At 72.7% G+C, this 24,715-nt stretch carries 19 protein-coding genes; 9 read left to right on the top strand and 10 right to left on the bottom strand.

Translation table 11 applies throughout. The features are described 5' to 3' along the window. Positions 1-113: 113 nt before the first annotated feature. The 7 genes from O7629_RS22240 to O7629_RS22210 form a co-directional block, all read right to left on the bottom strand. The gene (locus O7629_RS22240; protein WP_278171494.1) at positions 114-731 is read right to left on the bottom strand and encodes a hypothetical protein; all 618 of its coding nucleotides are present in this window, start codon (positions 729-731) and stop codon (positions 114-116) included. Continuing rightward, entirely contained in the window at positions 728-1,324 is a 597-nt protein-coding gene (locus O7629_RS22235) for a CDP-alcohol phosphatidyltransferase family protein (RefSeq protein ID WP_278171493.1), read from the bottom strand. Before O7629_RS22235 ends, O7629_RS22240 begins: the two co-directional genes overlap by 4 nt. Before the next feature lie 191 nt (positions 1,325-1,515). Further along, complete coding sequence (locus O7629_RS22230) at positions 1,516-4,494, bottom strand: glycine--tRNA ligase (RefSeq protein WP_278174634.1); 2,979 nt, start codon at positions 4,492-4,494, stop codon at positions 1,516-1,518. Positions 4,495-4,648: 154 nt separating this feature from the next. Next, positions 4,649-5,047 carry a PPOX class F420-dependent oxidoreductase gene (locus O7629_RS22225; protein ID WP_278171491.1) on the bottom strand — a complete coding sequence of 133 codons (399 nt, stop codon included), beginning with the start codon at positions 5,045-5,047 and terminating at the stop codon, positions 4,649-4,651. Positions 5,048-5,123: 76 nt separating this feature from the next. Beyond that, positions 5,124-6,830, bottom strand: coding sequence for a CotH kinase family protein (locus O7629_RS22220; protein ID WP_278171489.1), 1,707 nt, complete (start codon positions 6,828-6,830; stop codon positions 5,124-5,126). Beyond that, a complete protein-coding gene (locus tag O7629_RS22215; protein WP_278171487.1) occupies positions 6,830-7,507 on the bottom strand; it encodes a DUF4956 domain-containing protein in 678 nt (225 codons plus the stop codon). The genes O7629_RS22220 and O7629_RS22215 overlap by 1 nt, the downstream gene beginning before the upstream one ends. A 1-nt stretch (position 7,508) precedes the next feature. Beyond that, complete coding sequence (locus O7629_RS22210) at positions 7,509-8,402, bottom strand: polyphosphate polymerase domain-containing protein (RefSeq protein WP_278171484.1); 894 nt, start codon at positions 8,400-8,402, stop codon at positions 7,509-7,511. A gap of 236 nt (positions 8,403-8,638) precedes the next feature. Here O7629_RS22210 and O7629_RS22205 point away from each other — a divergent pair, with 236 nt between their 5' ends. Genes O7629_RS22205 through O7629_RS22195 form a run of 3 tightly spaced genes read left to right on the top strand, consistent with a single transcriptional unit; the run spans position 8,639 to position 12,930 of the window. Further along, positions 8,639-9,394: a response regulator transcription factor gene (locus O7629_RS22205; RefSeq protein WP_278171483.1), complete on the top strand. Its 756-nt coding sequence runs from the start codon at positions 8,639-8,641 to the stop codon at positions 9,392-9,394. Continuing rightward, positions 9,394-10,995: a HAMP domain-containing sensor histidine kinase gene (locus tag O7629_RS22200; protein WP_278171482.1), complete on the top strand. Its 1,602-nt coding sequence runs from the start codon at positions 9,394-9,396 to the stop codon at positions 10,993-10,995. The genes O7629_RS22205 and O7629_RS22200 overlap by 1 nt, the downstream gene beginning before the upstream one ends. 57 nt (positions 10,996-11,052) lie before the next feature. Further along, positions 11,053-12,930: a PAS domain-containing protein gene (locus tag O7629_RS22195; protein WP_278171481.1), complete on the top strand. Its 1,878-nt coding sequence runs from the start codon at positions 11,053-11,055 to the stop codon at positions 12,928-12,930. 350 nt (positions 12,931-13,280) lie between these two features. On the opposite strand, the gene O7629_RS22190 is transcribed toward O7629_RS22195, so the two are convergent. Further along, positions 13,281-14,789, bottom strand: coding sequence for a phospholipid carrier-dependent glycosyltransferase (locus O7629_RS22190; protein ID WP_278174633.1), 1,509 nt, complete (start codon positions 14,787-14,789; stop codon positions 13,281-13,283). 270 nt (positions 14,790-15,059) lie between these two features. Next, on the bottom strand, positions 15,060-16,004 hold the full coding sequence (locus O7629_RS22185; RefSeq protein ID WP_278171479.1) for a hypothetical protein: 945 nt from the start codon (positions 16,002-16,004) through the stop codon (positions 15,060-15,062). Between the two features lie 119 nt (positions 16,005-16,123). Between O7629_RS22185 and metG the strand changes: the two genes are divergently transcribed. Both metG and O7629_RS22175 read left to right on the top strand, forming a co-directional pair. Continuing rightward, the gene (gene metG, locus O7629_RS22180; RefSeq protein WP_278171478.1) at positions 16,124-17,926 is read left to right on the top strand and encodes a methionine--tRNA ligase; all 1,803 of its coding nucleotides are present in this window, start codon (positions 16,124-16,126) and stop codon (positions 17,924-17,926) included. Between the two features lie 4 nt (positions 17,927-17,930). Then, the gene (locus O7629_RS22175) at positions 17,931-18,569 is read left to right on the top strand and encodes a LysE family transporter (protein ID WP_278171477.1); all 639 of its coding nucleotides are present in this window, start codon (positions 17,931-17,933) and stop codon (positions 18,567-18,569) included. A gap of 28 nt (positions 18,570-18,597) precedes the next feature. On the opposite strand, the gene O7629_RS22170 is transcribed toward O7629_RS22175, so the two are convergent. Beyond that, complete coding sequence (locus O7629_RS22170) at positions 18,598-19,887, bottom strand: hypothetical protein (RefSeq protein ID WP_278171475.1); 1,290 nt, start codon at positions 19,885-19,887, stop codon at positions 18,598-18,600. Between the two features lie 127 nt (positions 19,888-20,014). On the opposite strand from O7629_RS22170, the gene O7629_RS22165 reads away from it, so the two are divergent. From O7629_RS22165 to O7629_RS22150, 4 genes are all read left to right on the top strand, one after another. After that, a complete protein-coding gene (locus tag O7629_RS22165) occupies positions 20,015-20,899 on the top strand; it encodes a TatD family hydrolase (protein ID WP_278171473.1) in 885 nt (294 codons plus the stop codon). A gap of 4 nt (positions 20,900-20,903) precedes the next feature. Beyond that, positions 20,904-21,788 carry a 16S rRNA (adenine(1518)-N(6)/adenine(1519)-N(6))-dimethyltransferase RsmA gene (gene rsmA / locus O7629_RS22160; protein ID WP_278171472.1) on the top strand — a complete coding sequence of 295 codons (885 nt, stop codon included), beginning with the start codon at positions 20,904-20,906 and terminating at the stop codon, positions 21,786-21,788. Between the two features lie 63 nt (positions 21,789-21,851). Continuing rightward, positions 21,852-22,808, top strand: a complete 957-nt coding sequence (locus O7629_RS22155) for a 4-(cytidine 5'-diphospho)-2-C-methyl-D-erythritol kinase (protein ID WP_278171471.1) — start codon at positions 21,852-21,854, stop codon at positions 22,806-22,808. Then, positions 22,808-24,670 (top strand): ABC-F family ATP-binding cassette domain-containing protein, encoded by a 1,863-nt coding sequence (locus tag O7629_RS22150; protein ID WP_278171470.1) that lies wholly within the window; start codon positions 22,808-22,810, stop codon positions 24,668-24,670. Before O7629_RS22155 ends, O7629_RS22150 begins: the two co-directional genes overlap by 1 nt. The last annotated feature ends 45 nt before the right edge of the window (positions 24,671-24,715 follow it).

The following is a 24,715-nucleotide window of genomic DNA, read 5'->3' as shown; positions in this document are numbered from 1 at the left end:
GTGAACGCGCTGCCACGACGCGGTCACCGAGGTTTTGTTAAGCCGTTGGACAAATTAGGGACTGCCGGCTCTGTTTCCGGCAAGGGCTATGCGTGTAACGGTTTGATAAACGCTCAGCCGGTGAACCAGCTGGGAACCATCGCAAGTGCGACGAATCGGATCGATCTGCCGACGAAGCAGACCACTGTGAACACGCTGGCCGGCATCCGGGTTCCACCGGCCACCACCGTCGTGACCAGCAGCGGAGGCACGCCGATCACGCTGCTCGCGAACAGGGTCGGTACGACGAACGCCGGCTCGTACAGTCGGCGGTGCTCCCGGGCCACCCAGCCCGCCCAGCCGGACAACCTGCTGCGCAGCCCCTGCGGCAGCCGGTCGCCGATCGCCGGACCGATCCGGCGGAACCATCCGGCCCGCGACCTGCCGTCCGCCGCCGTCGGGTCCGCCGCCGTCGTGCCGTCGGCCGCTACCGCGCTGGCCGTGGCCGCCGCCTTCGGAGCGGTCCGCTTGTCCAGCCACCGGCGTAGCCACGGCGACCGGATCACCCCCCGCGACGCCAGGAACATGGCGAGCTTGGCGGCGGTCTGACCGAGCGCCGCAGCGACGCCCAGCGCGACCGGCTGATGGGACGTGGTGGCGGTCAACGCGATCAGGTACGGCTCGATCGGAGTCACCGGCGACACCGCCGACAACGCACCCACCGCGACGGTGGCCAGCAGAACCGCGATCACGAGGAGGCGGCGCGCAGACCCGGAAGGTCGACAGCGAGCGGGATCCGGGCCACCACGACGAGCGAAGCGAGCTTCACCGCGGCGATCGCCAAGGTGAAAGCCACCGGAAGCACCGGCGACGGTGCCAGCACCACCAGCAGCACCAGGCCGCCGGTGTTCAACGCCTTCGCCACCGGCGACCAGTTGAACCGGTACACCTGGGTGTGCACAAGATGGAAGTAGTTCGGGCTCAGCAGCGGCCACCGCAGGAAACTCAGGCTCAACACCAGGTCCACCACGACGAACTGCACGACGAAGATGCCCAGCGGCACGCCCATCGACGGCAGCAGCGGGATCAGCGCGGCGGCGACCGCCAGGCAACAGATCCGGTCGCAGACGATGTCATAGACGGCGCCGAACCGGGTCTCCTGCCGCAGCAGCCGGGCGGCCAGACCGTCCGCCATGTCACCAATCCAGTAGCAGGCGATCGCGACGCCGGTGAGCACCGCGCTGTCGCCGACGACGGCCAGCACGGCCAGGCCGACGGCGACCACGGTCCGGACCGTGGTGATCAGATTCGGTACGTTGCGGACCGGCCCGGCAGGCCCGTCCACCCAGCCGTGCGGCGCGGCCGCGGCGGCACCGGCGGACGGGTGCGTGTCGCAGGCTCCCGGAGACGTAATGGCCAGCCCCCGCCTTCCTCGTCGACACCGAGTGTGGACTGACAGACGGTAGCACGGCCGGCGGACCCCGCCGCGTGGCCGAACCGCACTGCCACCGCGCGTGGCGGACCCCTCCTTCAGGGTCACATCCTCAGCTGTGGCCAGTCCAGCACGTCGGCGGCGAGCGCCGCGACCGTGGCGAGCAGACCCAGTCGGGCCTGACGCAGCTGCGGATCCTCGGCCATCACGAAGACGTCGTCGAAGAAGGCGTTCACCGGCGCGGTCAGCTGCCCGGCGATCCCGGTGAACCGGTCGAGGTCAGCGCTGTGGTCCAGGTCGGCCCGCACCTGCTTGACCACCTCGTGTAGCCGTACCTCGGCCGGCTCGGTGAGCAGCGCCGGGTCGTACTCGGCGGGCACATCGGCCGGGACGATCCGCCGGGCCCGCTGCAGCGCCTCGGCGAGTGCCCGGAACTGCTCGTCGGCCAGCAGCCGGTCCAGCTGGGTCAGCAGCCGGTCGACCAGCTGCGGCCGGTCGGCGTGCGCCAGCACCGCGCGGACCCGGTCCACCGGCTGACCCTCCTCGGTCAGCAGTTGCTCCACCCGGCGGGTCAGGAACTCGACGATCTCGGCCAGCACCGCATCGTCGACCGGCACCGGCTGCCGCCGGGCGGCAGCCGCGAGCCCAGCGGCCAGCGAGATCCCGGCCAGCCCTGGCTGACTCCGGTGCACCGCCAACAGCCCCAGCACCGCCCGCCGGATCGCGAACGGGTCGCTGCTGCCGGTCGGCATGCCGACCGTGGCAGCCAGCCCGGTCACCAGATCCAGCCGGTCGGCCAGCGACAGCAGCGCCCCCGGCAGCGACTGCGGCAGCTGGTCACCGGTGCTGCGCGGCAGCTCAGCCTCGAACACCGCCTGCGCGACCGCCGCCGGCTCCCCGGCGTGCTCGGCGTAGTCACGGGCCATCACCCCGGCGAGACTGGTCATCTCGGTGACCATCTGCGAGCCGAGGTCGAACTTGACCAGCTCGGCCGCGCGGTCCAAGGTCGCCCGGTCCGCATCGGACAGTGCGATCATCTCGGCCAGGTCACCGGCCAGCCCGGCGATCCGGTCGGCCCGGTCCGCCATCGACCCCAGCTTGTCGGTGAAGGTCAACCGGTTCAGTCGGGACCGCAGCTCGGCCAGCGGGGTCGCCCGGTCCGCGCGGTAGAAGAACGCCGCGTCCTCGTACCGGGCCCGCAGCACCGCCTCGTTGCCGGCCCGTACCAGATCGGTGTCGATCGCGCCGTTGGCGACCGCCACGAAGTGCGGCAACAGGGCACTGTCCGCACCGCGTACCGGCAGGTACCGCTGATGCTTGCGCATCACCGTGGCCAGGACCGCCTCGGGTAGCTCCAGGTAGCGTTCCTCGAACCCGCCGAGCAGCGGCGTGGGCTGCTCGATCAGGTCCACCACCTGGGTGAGCAGACCGGCCTCGGCGGCCAGGTCGACCTGACCGCCGACGCCGGCGGCCAGCTCACCGGCGGCGGCGGTGACGATCGCCCGGCGTTCGTCCGGGTCCACCACGATGCCGGCGTCACGGACCGTCGCCAGGTAGCTCTCCGCGTCGGCCACCTCGACGGTCGACGTCGCGGCGGTCCGGTGCACCCGGGTGGTCCGGCCGGCGGCCAGCGTGGACACCTCGACCGGCACCACCACGTCACCCCAGAGCGCCAGCAGCCAGCGGACCGGACGGGTGAACGCCAGCTGCGGATCCCGCCAGCGCATGTTCTTCGCCGAGCGCAGGCCGGTGACCACCCCGGCGAGCACCTCGGTGAGGACCTCCGTCGCGGTGCGGCCGGGCTCGTCGCGCAGCACGGCCAGATGCGGTACGCCGCCGATCTCCACCCGGGCCAGGTCGGCCACCTCGATCCCCTGGGAACGGGCGAAGCCCGCCGCAGCCGGGGTGGGCGTGCCGTCCGGGCGGAACCCGGCGGCGACCTTCGGGCCGCGTACCGTGCGGGTGTGGTCGGGCTCGCGGGCGGCGACCGCGTCGACGACGGCGACCAGCCGGCGCGGGGTGGCCAGCACCCGGACGTCACCGTGCGCCAGCCGGGTGGCGGCCAGCCGGTCGGCGACCAGCTTGGCGACCTGCTGGCGGGCCGAGCGGACCTCCGACGGCGGCATCTCCTCGGTGCCGATCTCGAAGACCAGCTGCCGGGCCGGGCCGGACTCACCGGGCTGTGCGGCTGCCCCGTCGGCCTGCCCGGCCGGTGCCGGCGGCACCACGCCGAGTGGGTGGCCGAGCTCGTCGCGGCGGCGCACCCACAGTTGCGCCACCTCGCCGGCCAGCCGGCGCATCCGGGCGAACTCCGTCGCCCGTTCGGCGGTGGAGACCGCGCCCCGCGCGTCCAGCACGTTGAACGCCTGCGAGCACTTGAGCACGAAGCTGTGCGCCGGCACCGGCAACCCGGCGTCGATCATCCGCTGCGCCTCGGCGGCGTACAGGTCGAGCAGTTGCCGGTTGGTGGCGACGTCGGCGTCGTCCAGGTAGTAACGGGACATCTCGTACTCACCCGGGCCGAAGATCTCGCCGTAGGAGATGCCCGGCGCGTACGCGATCTCCTTGAAGTGGCGGACGCCCTGCAACGCCATCATGATCCGCTCGATGCCGTAGGTGATCTCCACCGACGGCACCTCGAGGTTGATCCCACCGGCCTGCTGGAAGTAGGTGAACTGGGTGATCTCCAACCCGTCCAGCCAGACCTCCCAGCCCAGCCCCCAGGCGCCCAGCGCCGGCGAGGCCCAGTTGTCCTCGACGAACCGGACGTCGTGCGCGGCCACGTCGATGCCCAGCGCGGCCAGGCTGCCGAGGTAGAGCTCCTGCGCGTCGCCCGGCTCGGGCTTGAGGATCACCTGGAACTGGGTGTGGGTCTGGATCCGGTTCGGGTTCTCGCCGTACCGGGCGTCGTCCGGGCGCACCGACGGCTCGACGTAGGCGACCCGCCACGGCTCCGGGCCGAGCACCCGCAGGAACGTGGCCGGGTTCAGCGTGCCGGCGCCGACCTCGGTGTTCATCGGCTGGACCGTCAGGCAACCCTGCTCGGCCCAGTACGCCGCGAGGCGGGCCAGCGCGTCCTGCATCGTCAGCACGAATTGCTCCCAAGGTCGGTGACGGCCGGTACGTCGGGTACCGGCCGGCGGCGGATGATTCCGGGCCATTCTATTTGCCCGGCCGCGACCGACCTGAACGGGCCGTGACCCGCGCGACGGTGGGTGGTCCGCTGGGAGCTGGAGGTCAGCGGTCGAAGCCCCAGGCGTGGTAGGACTCCACGGTCAACCAGGCGGACACCCGGGGGCGCTCCCGGTCCGGGTAGCGGTCACCGGTGTAGTGCCGGGCCAGCCGGTCGATCCCGGCCAGCTCGGGATCCGGCTCGATGGTCACGCTGCCGTGCAGGCTGACGTGCCGGTACCAGGAGTCGCCGTCCAGGACGGTCAGCGACACCCGTGGGTCGGCCCGCAGATGCTCCAGCCGCTTGCGCCCGGCGTCCAGGTTGAGCAGCACCCGGCCGTCGTCCCACAGGTACCAGGTGGCGACGGTCACCGGCGCGCCGCTCGGGCTCACCGTGCCCATCACCGACAGGTTCGGCCGGCCCAGCATCTCGACCAGGTGTTGCGGCAACGGCGGTTTGGCCATCGACGGAGCTCCTTCCAGCGGGCGACGGGTGGATTGGTCGCGTACGGTCACCGACTCTACGGCCGCCAGGCGTCGCTCACACCTGATCGCGCAGGCTTTCCGTCCGTTGCTCGACCGTGGTCCGCAGCTGTTCCAGCTCGGTCGCGACCGCCGAGCCGTCCTGACCGTCGACGGTTGCCAGGACGGCGGCCAGGTCGTCCAGCGCGGCCGTCGCCGCGCCGCTGGCGAACATCCGCTGATAGAGATCGCGGTACGCGGCCTCGTACACCTCGGTGAACGCGTCGCTGGCCAGGAACCGTTCCTTGAGCGGGTGCCCCATCGACCGACCGGGACCGCCACCGCCCTGCGCCGCACCGCCCTGCGCCGCACCGCCCTGCTGCGCCGGGCCAGCCGTACCGCCGTCGCCTCGCTGGAACCCGTCCGGCGGTTCGAAGCCCTCGGGCAGCTCGAACCCCTCGGGCAGCTCGAACCCCTCCGGCGGCTGGAACCCGCCCTCCTGTTGCTGCCCGCCGCCGGGCTCGCCGCCCTGCTGCGCCTGCCCACCGCCGAACCGACCGCCACCCATGCTGACCGCGTCGTGCGGGCCGAGCGTCGCGTCGCCGCGCAATGTCAGGTTGTGGTCCCAGCTGATCACCGAGAACTTGCGGGTCTCCAGGTCGTAGTACAGGTAGTAGTTGCGCCCCGGGCCGGCCATGTCGTCGAAGTTGAGCAGCAGATTCTGTGCGGCGACGTAGCGGGCGAAGGACTCGACGTCGACGTGGTCGGCCAGTTCGGCGTCGAACTCCTCGTCGGAGGCCTCGGCGGCCCAGCGGATCAAGTTGATCACCGGCTGCAGGTCCTGACTGCCGGTCAGGTTGATCTGCTTGAAGTCGTCCTGGTACTCGACCAGATCTTCGCCCTGGTAGCTGAACGACCCGGAGGCCAGGGACTTGTAGAGCACGCCGTTGGATCCGACCCCGGCGGCGTACTGCTCGTCGGGGTGCTCGACGACGAGCCGGGCGGTGGTCGGCCGGTCGTTGACGGTGAACGAGGTGTATGCGTACCGCTGGGTGGTCATACCGGCGGTGGCCAGCAGGGACAGCGCCAACGCCTCGTTTGCGACGGCGGTGCCGCCACCCATTCCGCCGACCCGCACCGCGATCTCCTGCAGACCCTGGTAGCGCCGCCCCTCGACGAACGTGTCGAAGCTGATCAGCCAGGGCAGGGTCTCCGGCTCCTCGGCAGCGAGCCCGGCCATGCCCATGCCGACCCCGCCACCGGGCCGGTTGCCGCCCTGCGGTGCGCCGCCGGGTTGCCCTTCGTCGGCGGGCTGGCCCTGGCCGCCGCCGCGCTGGGCGGTCTCACCGTCGCGGGTCAGCCCGTTCAGTGTGGAGTTGCCCTTGAGTCGGATGCCGACGCTCGGAATCGTGGTCCCGTCGATCGTCAGATCGGCCTCGACGTACTCCTTCTCGCCGTCGTCGAAGTAGGCGTCGAGCATCCGTTGGTAGTCGTCGTCGCGGAAGATTAGCGAGATCTCGTGGGCCACCGTCGAGTCGAACAGGTCGACGGTGCCGGCGATGTCGACCGTCACCACATCCGTCGCGGCGTTCGCCGCGCTGGTGACGTACGGCCGGATCCGGGTGCTGCCCAGCACGACCGTCACCACCAGCAGGAATACGGCGCAGCTGGCCAGCAGCCGGTAGTTGTGCCGGATCCGCAGTGGGATCCGGTGCCGCAACCGGCGCTTCGGCGCAGCGACCGGCGGCACGGCCGGTGGATTCGGGGCGGACGGCGTACCGCTCATCACAGGTCCGTCTGGTCGTAGCCGGTGAGCACGGTGACCCGCTGGCCGCCGGTCAGCTCGCTCAGACTGGCGATCAGCTCGCCCGGCTCGCTGCCCTTCTTCAACCTGACCGTGTACATCAGCTCGGTCAACGCGCCGCCCCGGATGGACTCGATGCTGACCAGCTCGAATTCGGTGGTCAGCCGCAGCAGCACGTCCTGCACGGCGTGCGTGTGGTCGCGGTCCGGTGGCACCTGCACCTTCACCACCTGGCGTTGCACGTTGAGCGCGAACCAGTTGAAGCGGTACATCACTCCGATGATCAGGCAGATCGCGACCGTGGCGATCACCGCGAGCAGGTAGAACCGGGTGCCGCAGGCCATGCCGACGCCCATCACCAGGAAGATGAAGCCGACGTCGCGGGTCTCCTTGATCGCGTTGCGGAACCGGACCACGGACAGCGCGCCGACCAGGGCGAAGGCCCGGGCGATGTTGGAGCCGACGACCAGCATGATCAACGAGATCAGCATGCCGAGGATGATCAGTGTCTGAACGTACGACTGGCTGTACGACACGTTGCGGTGGGTGGCCCGGTAGACCCAGCCGATGATCGCGCTGAGCACGAAGGAAAGCGCCAGCGACGCGGCGATGTCGCCGAGGCTGAACGTGCTGGACAGGTCCTGGAAGGTGATGTCCATGTCAGGCCTGCCCGCCGCTCGCGCCGACGGCCAGCAGCTCGCCGGCCGGCCGGTCCGGCTCCGCCGGTGGCGCGTCGGCCGGCAGGTGGAACACCGACCGCGGGGCCCGCCCGAACGCCTCGACGCACTGGCAGTACTTGCTGACCCGCACGACCGACAGGTCCGCCTGCGCGGCGAGGTCGGTCAGCCAGTACGGGACCCGTTCGTTCGCCTTCACCTCCATGATCGAACGCCACGGCGGGACGATGAACCGGTTCTCGGCGTCGACGCCGAGGTGCAGGTCACGGTCCCGACCCCGGACCCGGGTGTCCAGGGTGACTCGCAGGCCGAGATCGGCGCCGGTGCCGACGAACGCCTGCCGGTGGTAGCCGGTGATCGCCACCGGGCGCAGGTCCAGGCCGCTGACCAGGCCGAGGACCTCCTGCACGAAGCCCCGCTGCGGCTCGGCGTGGTCGATCATGGCGCGGCCGTCGCACAGTTGACGGGCCAGTCGGTACGGCAGCGCGATCCGCCGTTTCTGGGTGACCCGGTTGACCCGCTGCTTGATCTCGACGTGGACGGTGGTGTCGTCGTCGATGCCGGTCCGGTCGCCGTAGTGCCGGATCCGCAGTTTGCGGCGGAACCGCAGCCCTTCGATCTTCTCCCAGTAGAAGCGCAGGTCGTCGGTGTCGTAGTAGAGGCTCCACACCCCGTACCCGGTGGTCCCGGCATGGCTGTCCCGGTCGAGCCGGCGGGCGAGCTGGTCACGTAGGGCGGGTACCGCCGCGTTGTCGACCAGGTACTTGATCTCGTACCGGTTGAACGCGTGCAGCCGGGTGACGCCCCGCAGCGCGTGGCCGGCCCGGTCGTTCGGTCGCTGGCCGGGGGCCGTCGGCGGTGCCGAATCGGGTCGCATGGGCAGGTCCTCACCTTCAGGTAGGGCGGATTCGGTGCGAAGGTGAGGAAACACCGCGCAGATCAAAACAACCTCGGAACGGACTGCGAACTCACAGCGAACGGCAGATGTCGGAAGGGTGGCCGGCGGGTGGTTTGTGGTGTGCCGGGCGGCCGACCACGAACGGGCGGCCGCTGCCCGGGTACCCCACAGCCGGCTCCCAGCCGGCTCCGAGACTCCGCCGGTATGCATGGCTGATGACCTCATCCGCCGAGATCGGCCAGGCAGCCGGCACCGGACCGGACCGGGCTCCCCGGATCCTGGTCGTCGACGACGAGCCGAACATCTGCGCCCTGCTCGCCGCCACGTTGCGGCTGATCCGGTTCGACGTCCGGGTGGTCGACGGCGGCCGGGCAGCTCTGGTGGCGATCGAGGAGTTCGAGCCGGATCTGGTGGTCCTCGACGTGATGATGCCGGATCTGGACGGCTTCGAGGTGGCCCGGACGATGCGCCGGGGCGGCCGCCGGCACGTACCCGTGCTGTTCCTGACCGCGCGGGACGCCGTGCAGGATCGGATCGCCGGGCTGACCGTCGGAGCCGACGACTACGTCGCCAAGCCGTTCAGCCTGGAGGAGGTGGTGCTGCGGATCAGGGCGATCCTGCGGCGCAGCGGCGTCGTCGACGAGCCCGAGCCGACCGACCGGGTGCTGCGCTACGCCGACCTGGAGCTCGACGAGGACGCCCACGAGGTACGCCGGGCCGGCCAGCCCGTCGACCTGTCGCCGACCGAGTTCAACCTGCTGCGGTATCTGCTGGTCAACGCCGGCCGGGTGGTCAGCAAGAGCCAGATCCTGGACCGGGTGTGGAGCTACGACTTCGACGGCGACGGCCGGATCGTCGAGTCGTACGTCTACTACCTGCGTAAGAAAATCGACCAGCATGAGCCGGCGCTGATCCACACCGTCCGGGGGGTCGGCTACACGCTGCGACTGCCCCGGTCGGGCGGTGTCTGATGCGGCACCTGAACCGGTTCGGTTCCCGGATCACCGTACGGCGGTGGTCGCACTGGACGCTGCGGTCCCGGCTGGTGCTGGCCACCGCGGTCCTCACCGCCGTCGCCCTGCTGCTGGCCAACACGGCCGGTCTGGTTCTGCTGCGGCAGAGCCTGACCGACCGGCTCGACGAGCAGTTGCGGCTGATGAGCCGACCGTACGCCGGATCCGCGCCGCCCACCCTCGACCCGGACGGTCCCCGACCCCGACCGTTCCCCGGCGCCTCCCTGCAACCGGCCCAGTCGGTCCTGCTGTACGCCGCCGACGGGACCCTCACCCAGCAGTTCTCCTCCGACCCGGACGCCGCCCTACCCGAGTTGGACGACTATCCGGCGCTGGTCGAGCGGGCCGTTGTCCGGCGTCCCTACACGGTGCCCGCCGCCGACGGTGACGGGTCCTGGCGGGTGCTGGCGGTGCCGCGCGCCGACGGCGGGCTCGCGGTGGTCGGCGTCTCGCTGCGCCAGGTCGACGCGACCGCCGACACGCTGCTCATGATCGACGCCGTGGTGGTGCTGCTGATCCTGGTGCTGCTCGGTCTGGTCGCCGCCGCGACGGTCCGGCTCGGGCTGCGCCCGCTGACCCGGATGGAACGCATCGCCGCCGAGATCACCGGCGGCAACCTGGCCCGGCGGGTCCTCGACGCCGACCCGCACACCGAGGTCGGCCGGCTCGGCGGCGCGCTGAACTCGATGCTGGACCGGATCGGGGCCGAGGTCGCCGCCCGGACCGCCTCGGAGCAGCGACTCCGGCAGTTCGTCGCGGACGCGTCGCACGAACTGCGCACCCCGCTCACCTCGATCCGGGGATTCGCCGAACTGTACCGGCGGGGCGGGGCGACGCCCGGCCCGGAACTCGACGAGGCGATGCGCCGGATCGAGGCGGAGGCGGCCCGGATGGGGCTGCTGGTGGAGGACCTGCTGCTGCTGGCCCGGCTCGACCAGCGTCGGCAGCCGGTGCGTCGACCGGTGGATCTGCTCGCGGTCGCCGCCGACACGATCCGCGACGCGTCCGCCCGGGCCCCCGACCGTCGGGTCCGGATGGCGCCGGCCGGGCCGGTCGGCTCCGCCGCACCCGACCTGCAGCCGGTCGCACCCGACCTGCAGCCGGTCTCGGTGCCGGGGGACGAACCGGCGCTGCGCCAGGTGGCCGCCAACCTGGTGGCGAACGCGCTGCAGCACACCCCGCCGGCGGCCGAGATCACCGTACGGGTGGGGTATCTGCCGGCCGGCGCTGGCGGTGCCCTGTCGGACCGGCCGCTCGCGGCGGTCGGGCGGGACCTGCCGGCGGACGCGCCGCTGGCGGTGATCGAGGTGACCGACACCGGTCCCGGCGTGCCGGCGGCGCACGCCGGGCGGGTCTTCGAGCGGCTGTACCGGGTGGATCCAAGCCGCACCCGGGCGCGGGGCGGCGGCTCCGGCCTCGGGCTGGCGATCGTCGCGGCGATCGTGGACGGTCACGCCGGCCGGATCGAGCTGTACGACCGGCCGGGCGGTGGTGCCGTGTTCCGCGTACTGCTGCCCGAGCCGATGTTGTGCCGGCCCGCACCAGCCCTCATGCTTTAGCCGGGGGTCGGCGCGGTCCGCGGTCCGGGCGGCCGGCCAATGTATGAAGGAGTCCCGGTGCCACGGCGCGTCCTGACCGGTTACCTCGCGGTGCAGGCTGTCCTCGGCGTGGCGGTCTTCTGGGCGCCGGATGCCGCCGCCGTCTGGTGGGGGGCGATCGGCGTGGTCAGCGTGGCCGCGGTCGGTTGGGGAATCCACCGGCACCGGCCGCCCCGCCGGTTTCCCTGGCTGCTGCTGGCCGGCGGCGCCGGGGCGCTGGCGGTCGGCGACGTCCACTACGAGTTGTCGCGGCGTACGACGGGTGCCGCCGGTGACGCCCTGTCGCTGATCGCCGACGCCGCCTACCTGGCGACCTTCGGCCTGCTCGCCGCCGGGGTGCTCAGCCTGACCCGCACTACGGTGGCGTTGCGGGACCGGTCCGCTCTGCTGGACACCCTGGTGCTGGTCGTGGTGACCGGCCTGGTCACCTGGACCCTGGTGGTCGGCCCGGCGGTGACCGATGTGGATCTGCCGGCGGTGGAGAAGGCGCTGCTGGCCGTACACGGCCTCGGTGGGGTGCTGGTCGTCGTGGTGATGCTGCGCCTGGCTGCCGCCGCCTGGCGGGATCCGACGGTGATCGGGCTGGCGGTCGGCGCGGCCGGCATGCTGGCCGCCGACGTCTGGTACGCGGCCGCCGAACTCAACGCCGGCTGGCAGCCGGGGCACCCGGCCGAACTCGGCTGGTACGTCTTCTACGTCAGCTGGGGGGTCGCCGCCCTGCACCCGAACATGGCTCGGCTGGCCACCCGGTCCGACCGGGGCCCGGACGACGTCGCCGCGATGCGGGTCGGTCTGTTGACGATCACCTGCCTGACGGTGCCGTTCCTGCTGGTGATCCAGGCGTTCGCCGCAGAGCCGGCCGAGCTGCCCGACGGGTTGGTGACCGCTGCGGCGGCCGGTCTCACCACGATGCTCGCGGTGACCCGGGTGGTCGATTCGGTGACCGGGCACCGGGCCGCGGTGCACCGGGAACGGTCGCTGCGCCGGGCCGGGACGCGGCTGCTGTCGGCCACCACGATCGCGCAGGTGGCCGAGATGGTCCGCCGGTCGGTCGGCGAGCTGCTGCCAGCCGGGACCGATCACCAGGTCCTGTTCGCCGTGCGCCGCCCGGTGGCGGGGGCCGGCGGCGAGCCGCCCGACCCGGAGTCGGTGGCCGACTGGCAGCCACAGGTCGTCGTCGACGACCCGTTGCCGGTGGACGCGGCGCGGCGGCGTACCCGGATCATGCCGATCCGGCTGTTGCATCCCGACCTGGCCGACCGGCTCGCCCCGGCACCGGCCGCCCTGGTGGCCGGCCTGGCCGCGCCGGCCCCGTCCGGCGGGACCGGTACCGCGCTGCTGGTCGGGGCGGCGGACGGGGTGCTGGCCGCCAGTCGGGACGCGATCGAGGTGGTCGTCGCTCAGGCGGCGCTGGCCCTGCACCGGATCGCCGCGACCGAGGAGGCCGCCCGGCGGGACCGGGACCGCTACCTCAATCTGGTCGCGGGCACCGCCGGCGACGCGGTGGTGATCGTCGGAGCGGACGACCGGATCCGGTACGCGAGTCCGCCGTGCAGCCGGTTGTTCGGCGTCGAGCCGGCGGTCCTCGCCGACTGGCGGGACCTGGTGCACCCCGCCGATCAGGCGCAGGTGTCCCGGACCCTCGGCGCGGCCGGTGACCGGGACGACGGTTCGGCGGTGGGTGACCAGTGGGTGCTGCGCCGGCCGGACGGCAGCCACGTGCTGCTCGAGGTGCGGTGCCGGGATCTGCGGCGGGTGCCGGGGGTACGCGGCCTGGTGCTGACCTTCAGTGATCTGGCTGATCAGCGTCGCCGTGACTCGGAGCTGGCGCTTCGCCGGATCGACCGCAGCGCGCCGGGGCAGAACCGACGTAGCCTCCGCCGCCGCTTTCGCTGACTATGACAGTGGATGTCGCTTTTGGTGGTTGTTCCGTTCCGTGCTGAACCGCAAACTAGCCTTGCCTGGCCCGTTGTGCGGCAGGGGTCGACCTGGTTAAGCTTTTCATGCGCGCCCCTATCGCCCGCTTCCCCCGTGGCAGGCGATCGGGGCGCGCTTCTTTTGTCTTCCAATGCTCTCCGGCACCCTCGCCCACCTGCTGTCTCAGCCGACGCTGCTGATCACAGTGGAGACTTGGGTCGGGTGAGTCCACGATCGGCTGACGGCACCCGTCCGGCGGTCGTCGACCACCGGACGGGCCCGTAGACCACCGGACGGGCAGCGGGCCGGGAGCGGGCCGGCCGCGATGGTCAGATCCAGCGCCCGCCGAGCCACATCCGCGCCGACCAGTCCTCGTACGGCAGCGGCTCACCGACGAAGATCGGGTAGAAGTACGCGAAGCAGACGGCAACCAGCAGGACGTAGGTGCCGGCGACCACCGCGCCGACCAACCGTCGGTCGTTGCCGGCCGGATCGGCGACCGCCGTCCCACCGGACGGTGTGACGATCGCGCCGAGCACATAGGTCACCGCGAGGATCAGGAACGGCAGCGCTGGCGCGGTGTAGAAGGAGAACATGGTCCGGCCCTCGGTGGCGTAGTAGAACCACGGCAGCAGCCCGGCGGCCACCCCGGCGAGGATCGCCCCGGCCCGCCAGTCCCGGCGGGCGATACCGAGCCAGACCAGCGCCGCCAGGGCCGGCAGGAACGACCACCACAGCAGCGGAGTGCCCAGCAGCAGCACCTCCTCGGCGCAGCTGGGTGCTCCGCAGGCGGTCTGGTCGGTCCAGTGGAAGGCGACCGGGCGGCCCAGCAGCAGCCACTGCCACGGCCACGACTGGTAGCGGTGCTCCGTCTCCAATGTGCTGTGGAAGCCGTACGCCTGGGTGTGGTAGTGCCAGAGGTTCTGCAGGGCGCCGATGACCGGCGCCTCGGACATGCCGTTGTCCGCCCGCCAGTGCCGCAGGTAGCCGCCGTCGGTTGCCAGCCAGCCCGACCAGCTGGCGAGGTAGGTGCCGAGGATCAGCACCCCGCCGAGGACCAGCCAACCGATCTCGCCGAGCGTCGCGTCCAGCCACGGCCGGCGGACCCCGGCGGACCGGCGGGCACCGGCCTCCCACCAGATCACCAGCAGGCCGAACACCGGGATGAACCACAGCGCGCTCCACTTGACGGCGAGACCGCAGCCGAGCAGCAGCGCCGCGATCAGCCGCCACCACGGTACGGCGAACGGCGGTCGGCCGGCGCGGCCCGGCAGAGTCGGATCGAGCCCGTCGTCGACCGCCCGCAGCCACCGCCGCCGACTCCAGTCCCGGTCGACGACCAGCGCGGCGAAGGCGGCGAGCACGAAGAACGCGAGGAAGATGTCGAGCAGGGCGGTCCGGGACAGCACCAGATGGAAGCCGTCCAGGGCGAGCAGCAGCCCGGCCGTGCAGCCGAGGACCGTGGAGCGGAACAACCGCCGGGCCGTCCGGGTGATGATCAGCACCATCAGGATGCCGACCACCGCCGCCGAGATCCGCCAGCCGAACTCGGTGAAGTCGAACAAGCGGACGCCCAGCGAGATGATCCACTTGCCGAGCGGCGGATGCACCACGTACGCCGGGGTGTTGTTGGTCTCGTCCCACTCGAAGCCGTACTGGCGCAGCTCGTTGGCCTCGTTGGCGTAGTAGAGCTCGTCGAAGATCAGGCCCGGCGGGTGGCTCAGGTTGACCAGCCGCAGTACGCCGGCGATGGTCACCACCACGGCGGTGGCCAGCCAGGACCACGGCTCCAGCCAGTTGTCCAGTGGTGCCAGCCGGCGGCGGACCACGGCCGGCAGCCCGACCCCGCCGGTCGGCCCCGACGGTCCTGACGCCCCGGTGCCGCCCGGGTGGGGACCCGTCGGGCCGGCGTCCGGTGGACGGACCGGCCGGTCCGCTGTCACCGTCACCGCTGGTTCACCGCTTGCCGCGTCCGAGTCTGCCGCCGAGATCACCCCGTGATCGTAGGCTGCCGCCCGACGTCGCGGGACCTCCCCGCCGAAGAATATATTTCGGGTCGTCGATGCGTCGCGCTACGGCTGGTCGATGCCTGCTCCGGTCGGTCGATGTCAGACGCTCCAGGCGGCGGCCAGGAACCCGGCGGCCAGCAGGACCGGTGCCAGCAACGCGGCGGCGGTGGCGCCCCGGCGGGCCGCCGCGCTGGCCAGCCGGCGGGCACCGCTGCCCCAGATCAGCAGTACGCCGAGCAGCACGGTCAGCCCCCAGCCGACCGACCACCGCAGGTGCAGCACGACCAGATCGGCCACGACGTACGCGGTGTCCCGTTCGCGGTGCAACATCCGGGCGGTCAGCTCGGCGCCGACGGCCTGGTCCACCGGCGGTACGCCGAACAGCCGTACCCGGTCGACGGTGAAGCCGGTCTGTGCGGCGAACTCGCCGAGACACCGTCGGCCCAGGCCGTCGCCGGTGCAGTCGGTGACCGTGGCGGTGCCGGGGACGCCCCGGCCGACGGCCAGCCACAGCGGTTCGGCGCTGACCCAGCCGAGGAACGCCGCCGCCGCCGCGACGACCACGATCCAGGCGATGCCGGTCGCCGGCCGGCGGGTCCGCCGGACTCGCGTCCGCCGCTGACGGGCGACCGGGCGACCCGGCGGCCGCTCCGCTACCGGTGCCACGGTCCGCACCGGTCTGCCGTCACGGGTCGCTGCGCCGGCATCCGGTTCGCCGGTGTCGGCCGGTGCGCCGGTGTCCGCTGGTGCACGGATGTCCGGTGCATCGGTGCCGGCTGGTGCGCTGGTGTCGGCCGGCTCGTCGGCGTCCAGGGTCACCGGCGTGGCCGGATGGGCGGCGGCTGATTCGCCGCCGTGCCACCAGGTGCCCTCCGGCCCGGCAGTCGCCCAGGGGCTCGGCCGCCGCCGACGCTGCCCGGGAGCGCTCGCCGACTTTCGGGCGGGCCGGGCGGTGGGCTCCCGGGAGGGTCGGGCGGTCGGCTCCCGGGAAGGTCGGGCGGTCGTCGGCCCGTCGGACTCCGGCATGCTGGGTTCCCCGGTCACCCCGCCATTCCACACCCCGGTACGTGGAGCCGGGGCGAACCCCCCAGGCGTGTCGCGCTCCGTCGGGCGGCTCGGCAACCCGTTCGCGTACGCCTGGTGACACTAACTAGGCTGGTCGCATGAGTCACGTTCTCGCGGCGGTCGCCTGGCCCTACGCCAACGGGCCCCGCCACATCGGCCACGTCTCCGGTTTCGGGGTGCCCTCCGACGTGTTCAGCCGGTACATGCGGATGGCCGGTCACGACGTGCTCATGATCTCCGGCACCGACGAGCACGGCACGCCGATCCAGGTGCAGGCCGACAGCGAAGGGCTCAAGCCGCGCGAGCTGGCCGACCGGTACAACCGGGTGATCGTCGAGGACCTGCACGGGCTCGGTCTGTCCTACGACCTGTTCACCCGGACCACCACCGGCAACCACTACCAGGTGGTCCAGGAGCTGTTCGAGACGTTGCACCGCAACGGCTACATCGTGCCGAAGACCACCCTCGGCGCGATCTCCCCGTCGACCGGTCGTACCCTGCCGGACCGCTACATCGAGGGCACCTGCCCGATCTGCGGCTACGACGCCGCCCGGGGCGACCAGTGCGACAACTGCGGCAACCAGCTCGACCCGGTCCAGCTGATCGACCCGCGCTCCAAGATCAACGGGGAGACGCCGAACTTCGTCGAGACCGAGCATTTCTTCCTCGACCTGCCAGCGTTCGCCCAGGCACTCGGCAAGTGGCTGGACACCCGCGACGGCTGGCGGCCCAACGTGCTGCGGTTCTCCCGCAACCTGCTCGACGACCTGCAGCCCCGGGCGATCACCCGGGACCTGGAGTGGGGCGTGCCGATCCCGTTGGACGGCTGGCGCGAGCGCGGCGACAAGCGGATCTACGTCTGGTTCGACGCGGTGATCGGCTACCTGTCCGCCTCGATCGAGTGGGCCCGGCGGTCCGGTGACCCGGACGCCTGGCGCCGCTGGTGGATCGCGGACACCGACGGCGAGGACGCCCGTGGCTACTACTTCATGGGCAAGGACAACATCGTCTTCCACTCGGTGATCTGGCCGTCGCTGCTGCTCGGCTACTCCGGCGAGGGCGACCACGGCGGCGAGCCCGGTCGGCTCGGTCGGCTCAACCTGCCCACCGAGGTGGTCTCCAGCGAGTTCCTGACCATGGAGGGGCGCAAGTTCTCCTCCTCCCGCCAGGTGGTCATCTACGTGCGGGACTTCCTGGCCCGCTACGACGCCGACGCGCTGCGCTACTTCATCGCCGTGGCCGGCCCGGAGAGCCAGGACACCGACTTCACCTGGGCCGAGTTCCGGCGTCGCAACAACGACGAGCTGGTCAACGACTGGGGCAACCTGGTCAACCGGTCGATCTCGATGGCCGCCAAGAACTTCGGCGCCATCCCGCCGATCGACCCGGCCGGGCTGACCGCCGCCGACGAAGCGCTGCTGGCGACCAGCCGGGCCGCGTTCGGCACGGTCGGCGCGCTGATCGAACGGCACCGGCAGAAGCAGGCCATCGGTGAGGCGATGCGGGTGGTCGCCGAGGCCAACCGGTACCTGTCCGACCAGGCCCCGTGGAAGCTCAAGGGCGAGGCGGACAAGCCCCGGATGGGCACCGTCCTGCACGTCGCCCTGCAGGTGGTCGCCGACGCGAACACCCTGCTCACCCCGTTCCTGCCGCACTCGGCGCAGAAGATCCACGAGCTGCTCGGCGGCACCGGCGTACACGCGCCGATGCCCCGGATCGTCGAGGTCGACGACCTCGACGGCGGGCCGGCGTACCCGATCCTCACCGGCGACTACCGCGACGGTGCCCGGTGGGAGTCCACCCCGGTCGAGCCCGGTCGGCCGCTGGCCGCGCCGAAGCCGGTGTTCCGCAAGCTCGACGAGTCGATCGTCGACGAGGAGCTGGCCCGGCTCACCGCCTGACCGGGTGACCGACTACCTCGCCGGGTTGCTGCTCGGCCTCGGCCTGATCATGCCGATCGGGCCGCAGAACGTCTTCGTGGTCAGCCAAGGGCTGGCGGCCGGCCTGCCGCGTGCGCTGTGGGCGGTGCTGGCCGCCGGCTGCTGCGACACGCTGCTGATCGTCGCCGGGTTCGCCGGCGTGTCCGGCCTGATCGCCACCGTGCCGGGCGTACGGCCGGCGCTGCTCGTCTTCGGCACGGTCTTCCTCACCTACCTGGGCGTGCGCTCCATCCGTACCGCCGGCGGGCACCTCACCGTCGGCCCGCCGGGCGGGCCGGGGCCGGGGGCGGCGGTCGGGTCGGTCCGCCAGGTCATCGGGCGTACGGTCAGCGTCTCGTTGCTCAACCCGCACGCCATCCTCGACATGGTCGGGGTGATCGGGGCGGCGGTGATCGCCCAGCCGGCGGACTCCCGGGCGACGTTCGCCGCCGGGACGCTCTCCGCGTCGTGGACCTGGTTCCTGATCCTGGCGGTCGGTGCCGCCCAGGCACGTCGCTTCCTGACGCCGCGGACGATCGCCTGGTTCGACCGGCTCTCCGGCGCGATCATGCTGGTCTTCGCCGGCTACTTCGTGGTCGAGCTGACCCACCTGGCCGCCGGGTGAGCGCGGCGCCACCTCTGGCCCCGCTGGTTCACAGCTGGTACGGCAGGTCGGTCGGGCCTTCGTCGGAGATCTCCACGCTCGGTGCCCACACCTCGTACACCCCGCGTTCGTAGCACTGCGCGCCGAGCGACGCGACCGCCTCCGGGGTGGGCCGGCACAGCCGCAGCCGGCTCCACCCGGAGTCCTGCCGCAGCACCTGACAGCGGGCGTCGCGCCAGGTGGCGAGCCGCACCCGGCGGGCCAGCGAGTCGACGGGGTAGCGGGCGGCCCGGGTCATCGCCAACACCCGGAACTCGTGCGGCGGGTCGGCGACCGCCTCGTACGTCTGGCCGTCGTGGGTGCCGACCAGCTGGGTCGACTGCGGCAGGTCGCCGGTGCGTAGGTACTCCTGGTCGGACGGGACGTCGGGGATGCCGTCGAGCAGGTGCCGTCGCTGCGGCCCGGCCATCCGGATCCAGCCGCGCTGCTCCGGCTGGTACGTGTACAGCACCACCTCCGCGCCGTCCGGGGTGTACGCCAGCAGCGCGGCGTTGGCCGGCATCGGCAGGTCGGTGCAGCCGGCGGTGACGAACTCGGGGATCAGGTGACGCTCGCTCGGGGTGAACCCGGTGCCGAGCACCGGCGGGCCGATCCGGTCCCGTGGCGGCATGGCCACCAGCCCTTGGTACGCCGGCCCGGCCGGGATCTCGTAGTCGTCGGCGCCGATGGCCCGCCAGCGCAGCGCGTACGCCACCTCCAGGCTGTCCCGCCCGCCTCCGTCGTCGGTGCGCAGCAGGGCCAGGTCGGCCGGAGTGCGCAGATGCGCGATGTCGTACTCCCGGTAGCAGAAACCGGCCGGCGACCAGCCACGCAGGAATCCGGCCACCTGCCGGCCGGAGAGGACCTTCATCATCCGGGTGCCACGCCGGACCGTCGCGGTGCGCCGGACCACGGTGATCGCCGGATGGTCGGCGGCCGTCGGCGTCTGGCTCAGCTGGTGCATGTCCGCCCAGCTGGCGGCCCGGGTCAACGGGGCCATCAGGGGGCTGTCGCCCGGATCGTCGGCGCGGTCCTCGCCCTCCGCCAAGCCGCCGCCGGAGGCGCCCGGGCCGGCGCCGAAGATGCCCGCTCCGGGCACCGGGCCGACCTCGCTGGCATGCACGTGGCGGAACCAGCGGCCCCGGCCGTCGCGCTGGAAACCGGCCACCGGGTCCAGGCTGACCAGCCGGTACGCGGCACCCCGGGCGATCTCCTTAGCCGGGTAGACCGCACCCTCGAAGCGGACGTGCAGACCGGCCGGGGCATCGGCGACGCCGCCACGCGCAGAGCTCAGAGTCACGTCGCCGACGGTAGTTGCCGGGTCACCGCTTCGGGTGAACGCGCGGTTGCCGCCGGATGTCCATTGACGGTGCCGCCCGGGTGGGCCGGTGAACCGGCCGGAGCGGGGCGTGTGATGCTGTCCGATGATGACGCAGCCAGCCGAGACCCGCCGCCAACGGGCCGCCCGCCGGGCCGGGGAGTTCCCACCACCACCCGACCCGCTGCCCGTACCGGTGATCGACAGCCACACCCACCTGGACCTGACCGTCGCCGAACCGGCGGTGCCCGGCCGGGACACCGGCGACCCGGTGGCCACCCTGATCGCCCAGGCCGGAGCGGTCGGCGTCGACCGGCTGGTCCAGGTCGGAGTGGACCTGGAGTCGTCGCGCTGGGGCGCCGAGCTGGCGGCCGGCACCCCGGCGGTGGTCGCCACGGTCGCCCTGCACCCCAATGAGGCACCCCGACTGACCGACCTGGACGAGGCGCTGCGCGAGATCGAGGCGCTGGCCGCCGCCGACCGGGTGCGAGGCGTCGGCGAGACCGGGCTGGACCACTTCCGGACCGGGCCGGACGGCCTCGCCGCGCAGCAGGCCAGCTTCCGGGCGCACATCGCGATCGCCAAGCGGTACGGCAAGCCGCTGGTGATCCACGACCGCGACGCGCACGCCGACGTGCTGCGGGTGCTCGACTCCGAAGGCGCCCCGCAGACGGTGGTGATGCACTGCTTCTCCGGCGACGCGGATTTCGCCGCCGACTGCGTGCGGCGCGGCTTCGTGCTCAGCTTCGCCGGTACGGTCACCTTCGGCAACGCCGCCGCGCTGCGCGCCGCGGCCGCCGTCACGCCGGTCGAGCAGATGCTGGTGGAGACCGACGCGCCGTACCTGACGCCGATGCCGCACCGGGGCCGGCCGAACGCCTCCTATCTGATCCCGCACACCGTCCGGCTGCTGGCCGAGGTCACCGGCACCGACCTGGCCGAGCTGTGCGCCGCGATCTCGGCCACCGGCGACCGGGTGTTCGGGCCGTGGTGAGTCGGTGACCGAGCTGCTCGGCCCGGCGCAGATCCGGGAGCTGGCCGGCCGGCTGGCGGTGGCGCCCACCAAACGGCTCGGGCAGAACTTCGTGCACGACCCGAACACGGTCCGGCGGATCGTGTCCGCCGCCGACCTGCCGGCCGATTCGGTGGTGCTGGAGGTCGGCCCCGGGCTGGGCTCGTTGACCCTGGGCCTGCTCGACCAGGTACGCCACCTGCACGCGGTGGAGATCGATCCGGTGCTGGCCGGGGCGCTGCCGCCGACCGTCGCCGGCTGCGGCGGTGACCTCGCCCGGTTGACCGTGCACACCGCCGACGCGCTGCGGATCACCGCCGCCGGGCTCGGTGGGCCGGAGCCGACCGCGCTGGTGGCCAACCTGCCGTACAACGTGGCGGTGCCGGTGGTGCTGCACCTGCTCGCCGAGCTGCCCAGCCTGCGGCAGGGGCTGGTGATGGTGCAGAAGGAGGTGGCCGACCGGCTGGTCGCCGGTCCGGGCTCGCGCACGTACGGCGTACCGTCGGTGAAGCTGGCCTGGTATGCCGCCGCCCGCACCGCCGGTCGGGTGCCGCCGAGCGTGTTCTGGCCGGTGCCCAACGTCGATTCCGGGCTGGTCGCGTTCACCCGGCGGGAGCCACCGGCGGTGCGGGCGGGTCAGCCGGTGGACGAGTTCCGGCGGCAGGTCTTCGCCGTGGTGGACGCCGCGTTCGCGCAGCGCCGCAAAACGCTGCGGGCGGCGCTGGCCGGCTGGGCCGGCGGCGCGGACCGGGCGGCGGCGGTGCTGGCCAAGGCCGGGGTCGACCCGGGGGCGCGGGGCGAGGCGTTGACCGTGGCCCAGTTCGCGGCGATCGCTGCGGCGGCGCCGCTGGCCGAAACGGTGGCCGAGTAGGCTGGCGGCCGTGATCGTGACGAGAGGTACCCGCGCGGCCCACCTCAGCCGGGGTATTTCCCGGTGACCGAGGCGTGGCGGCCGGGCGACGAGGACGAGGTTTTCCGTCGCGGCGCGCGCAGCTCGGTCAAGGTACGGGTGCCAGCCAAGATCAACCTGCGGTTGGCCGTCGGCCCGCTACGGCCCGACGGCTACCACGAGGTGAGCACCGTCTACCACGCGATCGCGCTCTACGACGAGCTGACCGCCCGGCGGGCCGACACCCTGATCCTGACCATGGACGGTGAGGGCACCGGCGAGCTGGCACTGGACGACTCCAACCTGGTGCTGCGCGCCGCACGGGCGCTGGCCGCGCACGCCCGGGTCCCCGCGCACGCCCGACTGCACCTGCGCAAGCAGATCCCACTCGCCGCCGGCCTGGCCGGCGGCAGCGCGGACGCCGCCGCCGCGCTGGTCGCCTGCGACGAACTGTGGGGGACCGGACTGTCCCGTGACGACCTGGCCGGGCTGGCCGCCGGCCTCGGCTCGGACGTGCCGTTCCTGCTGCACGGCGGCACCGCGCTGGGCACCGGCCGGGGCGAGGCGATCAGCCCGGTACTGGCCCGACCCACCACCTGGCACTGGGTCGTCGCGGTGGCCGACGGCGGCCTGTCCACTCCCCAGGTGTACGCCGAGCTGGACCGGCTGCGGGCGGCTGGTGCGGCGCCGCCGCCGGTCGGCGCCGCCGACGAGCTGCTGGCCGCGCTGCGCCAGCGGGATCCGCAGGTGCTGGCCGGCGCGCTCGGCAACGACCTCGAGCCGGCCGCGCTGTCCATGCGTCCGGCGATCAAGCAGGTGCTGGACACCGGGGTGGCCGCCGGGGCGTTGGCCGGTATGGTCTCCGGGTCCGGCCCGACCTGCGTCTTCCTGGCGGCGGACGCGGCTGTCGCGGGCACCGTCGCGGCCGCGCTCGACGACGCCGGGGTCTGCCGTGACGTGCACCTGGCGCACGGCGCCGTCGCCGGTGCCAGGCTGGTCTGATGGTGAACATCGTCAATCTGGACCGGGTGTCCAAGGGCTACGGCGCCGCCGGGCAGCTGCTCACCGAAGTCTCCCTCGGCCTGGACGACAGCGACCGGATCGGCGTCGTCGGTCTCAACGGCGCCGGCAAATCGACTCTGCTGCGGCTGCTCACCAAGGCCGAGGAACCCGACGCCGGGCGGGTCACCCACCGCCGGGACCTGCGGGTCGCCGCGCTGCCCCAGACGCTCGACCTGGCCGGTGACGCCACCGTACGGGACGTGGTGCTCGGCACCGCGTGGCTGGCCGAGGGGTTCGGCGCCGAGCACGAGTGGGCCGGCGACGCCGGGGTGCGTACCGTCCTGGACGGTCTTGGCATGCCACACCTCGGTCTGGACCAGCCGGTCGGGCCGATGTCCGGCGGCGAGCGGCGCCGGATCGCCCTGGCCGCGTTGCTGATCCGCCCGGCTGAGCTGCTGATCCTGGACGAGCCGACCAACCATCTGGACGTGGCCGGGGTGGCCTGGCTCGCCGCGTACCTGGTGCAGCGTCGCCGGGGCGCGCTGGTGGTGGTCACCCACGACCGGTGGTTCCTCGACGAGGTCTGCACCGACACCTGGGAGGTCGCCGACCAGACGGTCCGCGCCTACGAGGGCGGGTTCGCCGCCTGGACGCTGGCCCGCGCCGAACGGGAGCGGGTCGCGGCGGCCACCGAGGCCCGCCGGCAGAACCTGCTCCGCAAGGAGATCGCCTGGCTGCGCCGTGGCCCGCCGGCCCGTACCTCCAAGCCGCGGTTCCGGATCGAGGCGGCGAACGCGCTGATCGCCGACGTGCCGCCGCCGCGCGACACCGTGTCACTGCACCGACTGGCCACCGCCCGGCTCGGCAAGCAGGTCTACGAGCTGGACGAGGTCACCGCGTACGCCGGGGAGAAGCTGATCCTCGACGGCCTGACCTGGCAGATCGGTCCGGGGGACCGGATCGCGATCGTCGGTGCCAACGGTGCCGGCAAGACCACGCTGCTGCGGCTGCTGGCCGGAGTCCGCGCCCCGCAGCAGGGCCGGGTGGTCACCGGGGCGACGGTCCGGCCGGCGTTCCTGTCCCAGGAGTTGGCTGAACTCCCCGGTGAGCTGCGGGTGCTGGAGGCGGTGGAGGAGGTCGCCCGCCGGGTGGTGTTCGGCGACCGGGAGCTGGCCGCCACTCAGTTCGCGGAGATGTTCGGCTTCACCGACCGGCGGCTGTGGACCCCGGTCGGTGATCTGTCCGGTGGCGAGCGTCGTCGGCTGCAGCTGCTGCGACTGCTGGCCAACGAGCCGAACGTGCTGCTGCTCGACGAGCCCACCAACGACCTGGACACCGACACCCTGGCGGCGCTGGAGGACCTGCTCGACTCGTGGCCGGGCACGCTGATCGTGGCCAGCCACGACCGGTACCTGATCGAGCGGGTCACCGACGAGGCGTACGGCATGTTCGGCGACGGCCGGCTGGTGCACCTGCCGGGCGGGGTCGACGAGTACCTGGCCCGGGCCGGCGGTGCCGCTGGTGCCGGGGCGGCGCGGGCCGCCGGTGCCGGCTCCGGGGCGGCTCGGTCGGCTGGTTCGGGTACGGTCGGCCCGGCGGCGACCGGCGACCGGCCGGCGGGTGACGCCGCCGGTGGCGGGCTGTCCGCCGGTGACCTGCGGGCGGCCCGCAAGGAGCTGGCCCGGCTGGAGCGCCAGGTCGGCAAGCTGGAGCAGCAGGAGGCGGCGCTGCACGAGGAACTGGCCCGGCATGCCACCGACTTCACCCGGCTCGCCGAGCTGGACGCCCGACTGCGTGAGGTGCAGGCGCAGCGCAGCCGTACCGAGGAGGAGTGGCTCGCCCTGGCCGAGCAGGTGAGCTAGGGGGTCAGGTGAGCCAGGCCGGTTGGTGAGCCGGGTCGCGCCGGC

The sequence above is a fragment of the Solwaraspora sp. WMMD792 genome, from assembly GCF_029626105.1.
In the GTDB taxonomy this organism is placed as follows: domain Bacteria; phylum Actinomycetota; class Actinomycetes; order Mycobacteriales; family Micromonosporaceae; genus Micromonospora_E.
Note: the sequence above shows the minus strand (reverse complement) of the source record. Positions and strands in the feature narration are given on the sequence as shown.

Excerpts from the sequence above, each read along its gene's own strand:
- O7629_RS22225 (WP_278171491.1), bottom strand. The coding sequence starts at position 5,047 with ATGGCCAAACCGCCGTTGCCGCAACACCTGGTCGAGATGCTGGGCCGG.
- O7629_RS22230 (WP_278174634.1), bottom strand. The coding sequence starts at position 4,494 with ATGCAGGACGCGCTGGCCCGCCTCGCGGCGTACTGGGCCGAGCAGGGT.
- O7629_RS22220 (WP_278171489.1), bottom strand. The coding sequence starts at position 6,830 with ATGAGCGGTACGCCGTCCGCCCCGAATCCACCGGCCGTGCCGCCGGTC.
- O7629_RS22210 (WP_278171484.1), bottom strand. The coding sequence starts at position 8,402 with ATGCGACCCGATTCGGCACCGCCGACGGCCCCCGGCCAGCGACCGAAC.
- O7629_RS22200 (WP_278171482.1), top strand. The coding sequence starts at position 9,394 with ATGCGGCACCTGAACCGGTTCGGTTCCCGGATCACCGTACGGCGGTGG.
- O7629_RS22165 (WP_278171473.1), top strand. The coding sequence starts at position 20,015 with ATGACGCAGCCAGCCGAGACCCGCCGCCAACGGGCCGCCCGCCGGGCC.
- O7629_RS22205 (WP_278171483.1), top strand. The coding sequence starts at position 8,639 with ATGACCTCATCCGCCGAGATCGGCCAGGCAGCCGGCACCGGACCGGAC.
- metG (WP_278171478.1), top strand. The coding sequence starts at position 16,124 with ATGAGTCACGTTCTCGCGGCGGTCGCCTGGCCCTACGCCAACGGGCCC.
- O7629_RS22150 (WP_278171470.1), top strand. The coding sequence starts at position 22,808 with ATGGTGAACATCGTCAATCTGGACCGGGTGTCCAAGGGCTACGGCGCC.
- O7629_RS22215 (WP_278171487.1), bottom strand. The coding sequence starts at position 7,507 with ATGGACATCACCTTCCAGGACCTGTCCAGCACGTTCAGCCTCGGCGAC.